This is a genomic window from Tibeticola sp., from assembly GCF_022759015.1.
Classification (GTDB): domain Bacteria; phylum Pseudomonadota; class Gammaproteobacteria; order Burkholderiales; family Burkholderiaceae_C; genus Tibeticola; species Tibeticola sediminis.
The window spans coordinates 1-6,769 of sequence record NZ_JAEMQB010000085.1 but is presented as its reverse complement, the minus strand read 5'-3'; the positions used below and the strand labels follow the sequence as shown (position 1 = coordinate 6,769).

The following is a 6,769-nucleotide window of genomic DNA, read 5'->3' as shown; positions in this document are numbered from 1 at the left end:
TGCCCGCTTTGACGTCCCAAAACACGCCCGAGGGCGTTGCAAATGCGCGCCGTAGCCCGAGCTACGGCTGTGCTTTGCGCCTACTCGGGCGCGTTTTGGGGCGCCCCTTCGGGCACGCCCAATTCCCTCTCAGCCTCTGAGACCATGAAACAACCATCGAGGCCCAATGCGACGACCGGGCGCTGGCGCGCACGGCCCGTATTCTTTTGGTTGGTGGTCGTGCTGCTTTTGCTGCTCGATTGGCGGAACAGCACGCCGCATGACCGATTCGCCGAGCCGCCGCCGCTGGCACTGGGTTCCGGCCCGTCGGCGAGCGCGGGCCATTGCTCGTTGGCGCCGCAGTGAACGAGGGGCTGGACGACCGCTGCCGGCCGGTTAGGGTTCAAAACCGCTCGAACGGCCGCAGGAAGCGCCACCGGCCTTCGGGCAGCGGGCCGAGGGCGATGCGGCCGATGCGCAGGCGCTTGAGCGCAAGGATCGCAAGTCCGGCGCGCGCGCTCGCGTCGAGCAGCACCGCGGGGGCCTGTGCGCCCTTGCCGACCACCCGCAGCCGCGTGCGGTCGGCCTGGCTGCTGCCGACGCTGGCTTTGCCCCCGGGCAGGGCTTGCTGCAGCGCGGCGCGTTGCACGGGACTCACGGGGCCCGCCACGTCGAGTTGAAATTCCTGCTCGAGCAGCGTCGCGTCCTCCATCAGGCGGCGTGCGACCGCGGCGTCCTGCGTCCAGACGACGAGGCCGCTGCACGCCGGCGGCAGCGAGAGGGGCGCCTGCAAGGCCTGCAGATGGCGGCGCAGCAGCCGCTCGCGCGAGGGGTCGGCGTCCCAGCGGTCGGCCGCAGCGGGCGGGGCCGCGGCGGCAGCCGCGCTTCGATGCAGCAGCAGCGTCATGGGGCGCAGTGCGGCGGCTTGGGCGTTCGGGTCGATCTCGATGCGTTCATCGCGCACGCGGTGTTGCGGCTGCTCGACCACGACCCCATCCACCCGCACCCAGCCGCCTTCGATCAGCCGTTCGGCCTCGGCGCGCGAGCAGCCGCGCAGCGCGGCCACCCGCTTGGCGAGCCGCTCGCCGACCTCAACGGGGGCAGCGCCGGGATTCGGGGGACGGTTCATAGGCCGTCGTTGGCCGGGGCGAGTGCGCGCAGGCGCTGCACATGGGCGAGCAGGCTGCGCTCGGCCAGCGGCCACATGCGTTCGGGCACGTCGTCATAGGCCAGGCGCACCCAGTCTTGCAGCGTGCCCTCGGGCGCGGCCTGCATGGCGGCGATGACCTTGGCTTCGCGCTGCAGTCGGTGCGCTTTGAGCCGTGCGATGGCGGCGGGGGCGTCGGCGATCACGTAGCCATGCGCGGGCAGGATGTAGCGCACCTCGTGTGCGTGGCCATGCGCGGCGAGTCGGTCGAGCGAGTCGAGATAGGCGCTCATGTCGCCATCGGGGGGGTCGACGATGGTGGTGCTGCCGTTCAAGATGTGGTCGCCACTGAACAGCAGGCCGTCTTCGCGCAGCACCAGGCAGAGGTGGTTGGCGGCATGGCCGGGCGTGTGCAGCACCTCGAGCGTGTGGGTCGTGGTGCCGTCGGCGCTGCGCAGCACCAGGCATTCACCGTCGCAGAGCGTTCGGTCGGGCGTGAACGCACTGGCGGCACGCGCGGTGGCGGCCGAGGGCAGCCCGAGGACGGGTGGTCGGTGCGCGCACAGCGCCTGCAGCGGCCACGCGCCGGGCGCATGGTCGGGATGCGAGTGCGTGCAGACGATGGCCTGGATCGCGCCGCCCGTGGCGCGCCAGAGGCGCTGTTGGTGCTCGGCATCCACTGGCCCGGGGTCGATGACGATGTAGCCGGTGCTGGGGTCGCCGACGAGGTAGCTGTTGGTGCCGGGGCCGGTCATGGCGCCCGGGTTGGCGGCGGTCAGGCGCGCGACGTTTTTGAGCAGCGGCGTGGGCTCGTCGCGGTGCCAGTCGAGCGGATGCAGGATCTGGCCGTCGGGGCAGACGAGTTCGAGTTCGCCGTAGGGCGGCTCGTGCTCCATAAAGCGCGCCTCGCGCCCACCGAGCAGGCCCGCACGCGGGCAACTCGTCCACAGCGGCTCCTCGTTGGCGGCGCAGGCGGCGAGCACGGCGTCCACGCCGGCAAAGTATTGCAGCCGCTCGAGCGTGCGGATGGTCGGGAAGATCATGAAGAACTGCCCCGCGGCATGGCGCGCGAGCGCATCGGCCGGCCGCACCCAGACCGGCTCGAACTGCTCGGCCTCGTCGGCCACGGGCTCTTGGCCTTCGGGCATGCGCGCGACGAGAAAGGGTACGTCGAAGCGCCGCGGCAGGTCACGGTCGGTGATCCAGTGCGCCAGCACGAACACATCGGCGGCGGCGAGCTGGAGGCCGCGCGCGGCGCACTGGGCGACGAAAGAGCCCTTGCGGTCGAGGGCGGCGATGTCGGCCGCATCTGCCATGCGCCCGTCGGCGTGGCGCGCGAGCAGCACGCCGAGTTCCTCAAAGCTCTCGCGAATGGCGGCAATCGCCTGGGTGAGATGCGCTTCGCGCTGGCCGGGGCGCCGCGTGGCCTGCGCGTGTGCTTCGGGACTCGCGTCAGCGGCGTCGATGCCGCCGCCGGGAAACACGTAGGCGCCGGGCGCAAAGCTTGCATGCGCGCTGCGCCGGGTCATGAGCACCTCGAAGCCGGCCGGGCTGTCGCGCAGCAGCAGGACGGTGGCGGCGGGGCGCGGTGGCGCCGGTTCGCGCTGCGGGTGCAGGAGTTGGGTGGGGCGGACCATGCGCTGGATTATGGCAACGCTGAACAAGTCCCTCGCGCGCCGCGCATCCCGGCTGCGGGCGGTCTGCTTCGTTGCAAATCCTCGCCATAGCTTCGGCTATGGCTGCGGTTTGCGCCTCGCATCCCATCCCGCAGCCGGGCGCGCGCCATCACGGGAACTTATTCAGCGTTGCCTTATGGCGACCCAGGCCGCGTTCGGCTGTCGCCTGATAATGGCGGCCATGAAGATCCGCTTCACCAAGATGCAGGGTGCGGGCAACGATTTCGTCGTGCTCGACGAGACGCAGGGCCGGTTTGGGCTCGAGCCCGCGCATTACCGCTTCCTGGCCGACCGGCATTTCGGGGTCGGCGCCGACCAGATTCTGAGCGTGCGCGCGCCCACGCCTGAAGATGCCGCCGCCGGCATTGCATTCGGCTACGTGATCCACAACGCCGACGGCGGCGAGGTGGAGAACTGCGGCAACGGCGCGCGCTGCTTCGCACGCTACGTGCATGAGCGCGGCCTCACCCAGGACAACCCGGTGCGCGTGCGCACCGCGAGCGGGGTGTTGTCGCTCGCCGTGCAGCCCGACGGCCGCGTCACGGTGGACATGGGAGCGCCGGTGTTCGAGCTTGCGCGCGTGCCGTTCGAGCCCGGCGCCCGAACGCCGATGGTGGTCGGCTCGTGGCAGATGTGGCCGCTGGATTTGAAAGAAAATCGTCCGATAGCCGGCGCAAATTGCGATTCAGATGCTCTCATTCATGTAGCGGTTTTGTCGATGGGCAACCCACATGCCGTGCTGCGCGTCGACGATGTGGCGCGTGCCGAAGTCGAGGTCCTCGGGCCCTGCATCGAGCATCACCCAGCTTTTCCGCGGCGCGTGAATGCGGGATTCATGCAGGTGGTCGATCGTTCGAACATCCGGCTGCGGGTCTTTGAGCGGGGCGCGGGCGAAACGCTCGCCTGCGGAACCGGCGCCTGCGCCGCCGTCGTGGCGGGCATCCGCCTGGGCTGGCTCGATTCCCGGGTGGATGTGCGCACGCGCGGCGGTCGACTGACCATCGAGTGGTCGGGCCGGCTCGAGGATTCCGTGCACATGACCGGGCCGGCGGTCACCGTTTTCGAGGGCGAGATCGAACTGCCCGAACACCCGGCCGGGCCGGATGCGCCGTGAATGCGTGATGGCTTTGGCAGCGACACTTCGACGCCGCTGCGTCGGCAAAGGAAAGAACCCATGAATACCCACACCCCTGGCGTGCCCCCGATCACCGAGGATGACATCGCCAACTATCTGATCCAGACGCCGGACTTTTTCAACCGGCACGCGGAGCTGCTCGCCAGCGTGCAACTCACCAGCCCGCACGGGGCACGTGCCGTCAGCCTGCAAGAGCGCCAGGCCGAGATGCTGCGCGAGCGCATCAAAGGCCTGGAGCGACGGATCATGGAAATGATTCGCCACGGGAACGAAAACATGCTGCTCACGGAGCGGCTGCTGGCGCTGGCGAGGACCCTGCTGCTCGTGCGCGCGCCCGCCGATCTGCCCGAGCGCGTGCTCGAAGAACTGCGCGAGCGTTTCCAGGTGCCGCAGGTGGCGCTGAAGGTCTGGGCGGTGGCGGACGCGCACCGCACCGAGCCGTGGGCGCAGGGGGCAAGCGGCGATGTGCGCAGCCTCGCGTCGTCACTGGCGCAGCCTTACATCGGCGCCAATGCGGGCTTCGAAGCGGTGCATTGGCTGCCCGAGCCCGATCGCGCCGCGTCGCTGGTGCTGTTGCCTTTGCGCGATACGGTCGAGACGCCGGCCTTTGGTCTGCTGGTGCTGGCTTCGCCCGACCCGCAGCGCTTCGCGGCGGGCATGGCGACCGACCTGATCGAGCGCCTGGGTGAAATCGTCAGCGCGGCGCTCTCCCGGCTGCGCTGAAGCCCGCCACCGTCGCGCCCAGCCGCCCCGTTGCGCCATGCCCGCCCCGGCAAACGGCACCGCCGCCTCGGCCCAAAGCGAAGACGACGCTTCCAGCCCGCTCGAGCTGCCCGCGATCGCGCGGGCCTACCTCGAGCATGTGCGCGTGGTCAAGCGGCTCGCACCGCGGACCGTGGCGCTCTACCAGCTCGACCTCGAAAAACTCCATGCGCGCGCCCTGGATGCCGGGGTATCGCTCGAGGAGGTGCAAGCGCACCACATCCGCGCCTGGGCGGCGCGCATGCACGCCGGTGGACGCACGCCGCGCGGCATCGCGCTCATCCTCTCGGGCTGGCGCGGGTTTTACGCGTGGCTCGGGCGTGAGGGCCGCATCGCCACCAACCCCGTGCAGGGGGTGCGCGCGCCCAAGGCGGCCAAGCGGCTGCCCAAGGCGCTGCCGGTGGATGACGCCGTGCAGCTCGCCGAGTTCACGAACGAATCCGCCGACCCTTGGCTCGAAGCGCGCGACGCGGCCATGGTCGAACTGCTCTACGGCTGCGGCCTGCGCGTGGGCGAGCTCGTCGGGCTCGACGTGGGTGCGAGCGCCGAAGCCGCGCAAGCCGGACGCGGCTGGATCGACCGCGAGGCGGGCGAGGCGCATGTGACCGGCAAGGGCCGCAAGCGCCGCAGCGTGCCGGTCGGGCGCGCGGCGCTCGCCGCACTCGACCATTGGCTGGCCGTGCGCGGGGCGGCGCAGCCGACCGAGCCTTTGTTCGTCGGGCGGCGCGGCACGCGGCTCACCGCGCAGTCGATCTGGCAGCGCTTGCGGCGGCGCGCACAGCTTGCGGGCCTGTCGGCCCCGGTGCATCCGCACATGCTGCGCCACAGCTACGCCAGTCACCTGCTGCAGTCGAGCGGCGACCTGCGCGCGGTGCAGGAATTGCTCGGTCACGCCAGCATCACCAGCACGCAGGTCTACACCCGGCTCGATTTCCAGCATCTCGCCCGCGCCTACGACGCCGCGCATCCGCGCGCCAAAGCCACGCGCAAGTCCAAGTCCAAGCCCGATTGAGGCGCGGCGCTCGGGCGGTATGTTGGCGGCTCGGGGCTGGGTTCTCGGCGGCACGGCGCCGGCGACAATCGGACGCATGAAAACCATCCGACTCAAACCGGGCAAAGAGCGCTCGCTGCTGCGCCGCCATCCTTGGGTGTTCGACGGCGCCATCGACAAGGGCAGCGGCGACGCCGGTGAACTCGTGCGCATCGAGTCCAGCGAAGGGCGCTTCCTCGCGTGGGCGGCATTCAGCCCGCGGTCGAAGATCCGCGCCCGCGTCTGGAGCTTCGAGGAGGCTGAGCGTATCGACGCGGCGTTTTTCCGCGCGCGCATCGAGCGCGCCGTGCGGGCACGCGCCCTGCTCGGGGTCGAGAGCGACGGCGTGCGCCTGATCCACGGCGAGGCCGACGGTCTGCCCGGCCTCATCGTCGACCGCTATGCCGACACGCTGGTGGCGCAGTTCACCGCCTGCGGCGTCGAGCGCCACAAGTCGCTGATCGCCGACAGCTTGCTCGAACTGACCGGCTGCCCGCGCCTGTACGAACGCTCGGACGCCAGCGTGCGCACGCTCGAGGGGCTCGCGGAGTCCGTGGGCTGGCTGCGCGGCAGCGGCGAGACCGAAGTGACTATCCGCGAGCACGACTGGCGCCTCACGGTGGACATCGCGCAGGGCCACAAGACGGGCTTTTATCTCGACCAGCGCGACAACCGCGCGCGTTTTGCCGTGCACACGCGGCGCCGCGGCTTCGTGCGCGTGCTCAACTGCTATTGCTACACCGGTGGCTTCAGCGTGGCCGCGCTGGCCGGCGGCGCTGCCGAGGTGGTGTCTATCGACTCCTCGGCGCCTGCGCTCGAGCGCGCCCGCGCGCATGTCGCGCTCAACGGTTTCGACGCGGCGCGCGCGCAGTTTCTCGATGCCGACGTCAACGCCTCGCTGCGGCGTTTTCTGGACGCGGACGAGCGTTTCGACGCCATCATTCTCGACCCGCCGAAGTTCGCGCCGACGGCCGCCCACGCCGAACGCGCCGCGCGTGCGTACAAAGACATCAACCGCCTGGCGCTCAAGCTGCTCGCGC

Annotated in this window: 7 protein-coding genes; 5 read left to right on the top strand and 2 right to left on the bottom strand. The window is 70.5% G+C overall.

The genetic code is table 11. The annotated features are described in order from the left end of the window. The first annotated feature begins 144 nt into the window (after window positions 1-144). The gene (locus JHC36_RS05270; protein WP_287916727.1) at window positions 145-345 is read left to right on the top strand and encodes a hypothetical protein; all 201 of its coding nucleotides are present in this window, start codon (window positions 145-147) and stop codon (window positions 343-345) included. Window positions 346-382: 37 nt separating this feature from the next. On the opposite strand, the gene JHC36_RS05265 is transcribed toward JHC36_RS05270, so the two are convergent. Both JHC36_RS05265 and JHC36_RS05260 read right to left on the bottom strand, forming a co-directional pair. Beyond that, the gene (locus JHC36_RS05265; protein WP_287916724.1) at window positions 383-1,108 is read right to left on the bottom strand and encodes a S4 domain-containing protein; all 726 of its coding nucleotides are present in this window, start codon (window positions 1,106-1,108) and stop codon (window positions 383-385) included. Further along, window positions 1,105-2,763 (bottom strand): MBL fold metallo-hydrolase, encoded by a 1,659-nt coding sequence (locus tag JHC36_RS05260; RefSeq protein ID WP_287916721.1) that lies wholly within the window; start codon window positions 2,761-2,763, stop codon window positions 1,105-1,107. Before JHC36_RS05260 ends, JHC36_RS05265 begins: the two co-directional genes overlap by 4 nt. Before the next feature lie 220 nt (window positions 2,764-2,983). Here JHC36_RS05260 and dapF point away from each other — a divergent pair, with 220 nt between their 5' ends. From dapF to JHC36_RS05240, 4 genes are all read left to right on the top strand, one after another. Beyond that, window positions 2,984-3,916 (top strand): diaminopimelate epimerase, encoded by a 933-nt coding sequence (dapF, locus tag JHC36_RS05255; RefSeq protein ID WP_287916720.1) that lies wholly within the window; start codon window positions 2,984-2,986, stop codon window positions 3,914-3,916. A gap of 60 nt (window positions 3,917-3,976) precedes the next feature. Continuing rightward, a complete protein-coding gene (locus JHC36_RS05250; RefSeq protein ID WP_287916717.1) occupies window positions 3,977-4,660 on the top strand; it encodes a DUF484 family protein in 684 nt (227 codons plus the stop codon). Between the two features lie 37 nt (window positions 4,661-4,697). Next, window positions 4,698-5,711: a tyrosine recombinase XerC gene (locus JHC36_RS05245; RefSeq protein WP_287916715.1), complete on the top strand. Its 1,014-nt coding sequence runs from the start codon at window positions 4,698-4,700 to the stop codon at window positions 5,709-5,711. 76 nt (window positions 5,712-5,787) lie between these two features. Continuing rightward, the coding region (locus tag JHC36_RS05240; RefSeq protein WP_287916713.1) for a class I SAM-dependent rRNA methyltransferase at window positions 5,788-6,769 on the top strand (982 nt) is incomplete at its 3' end.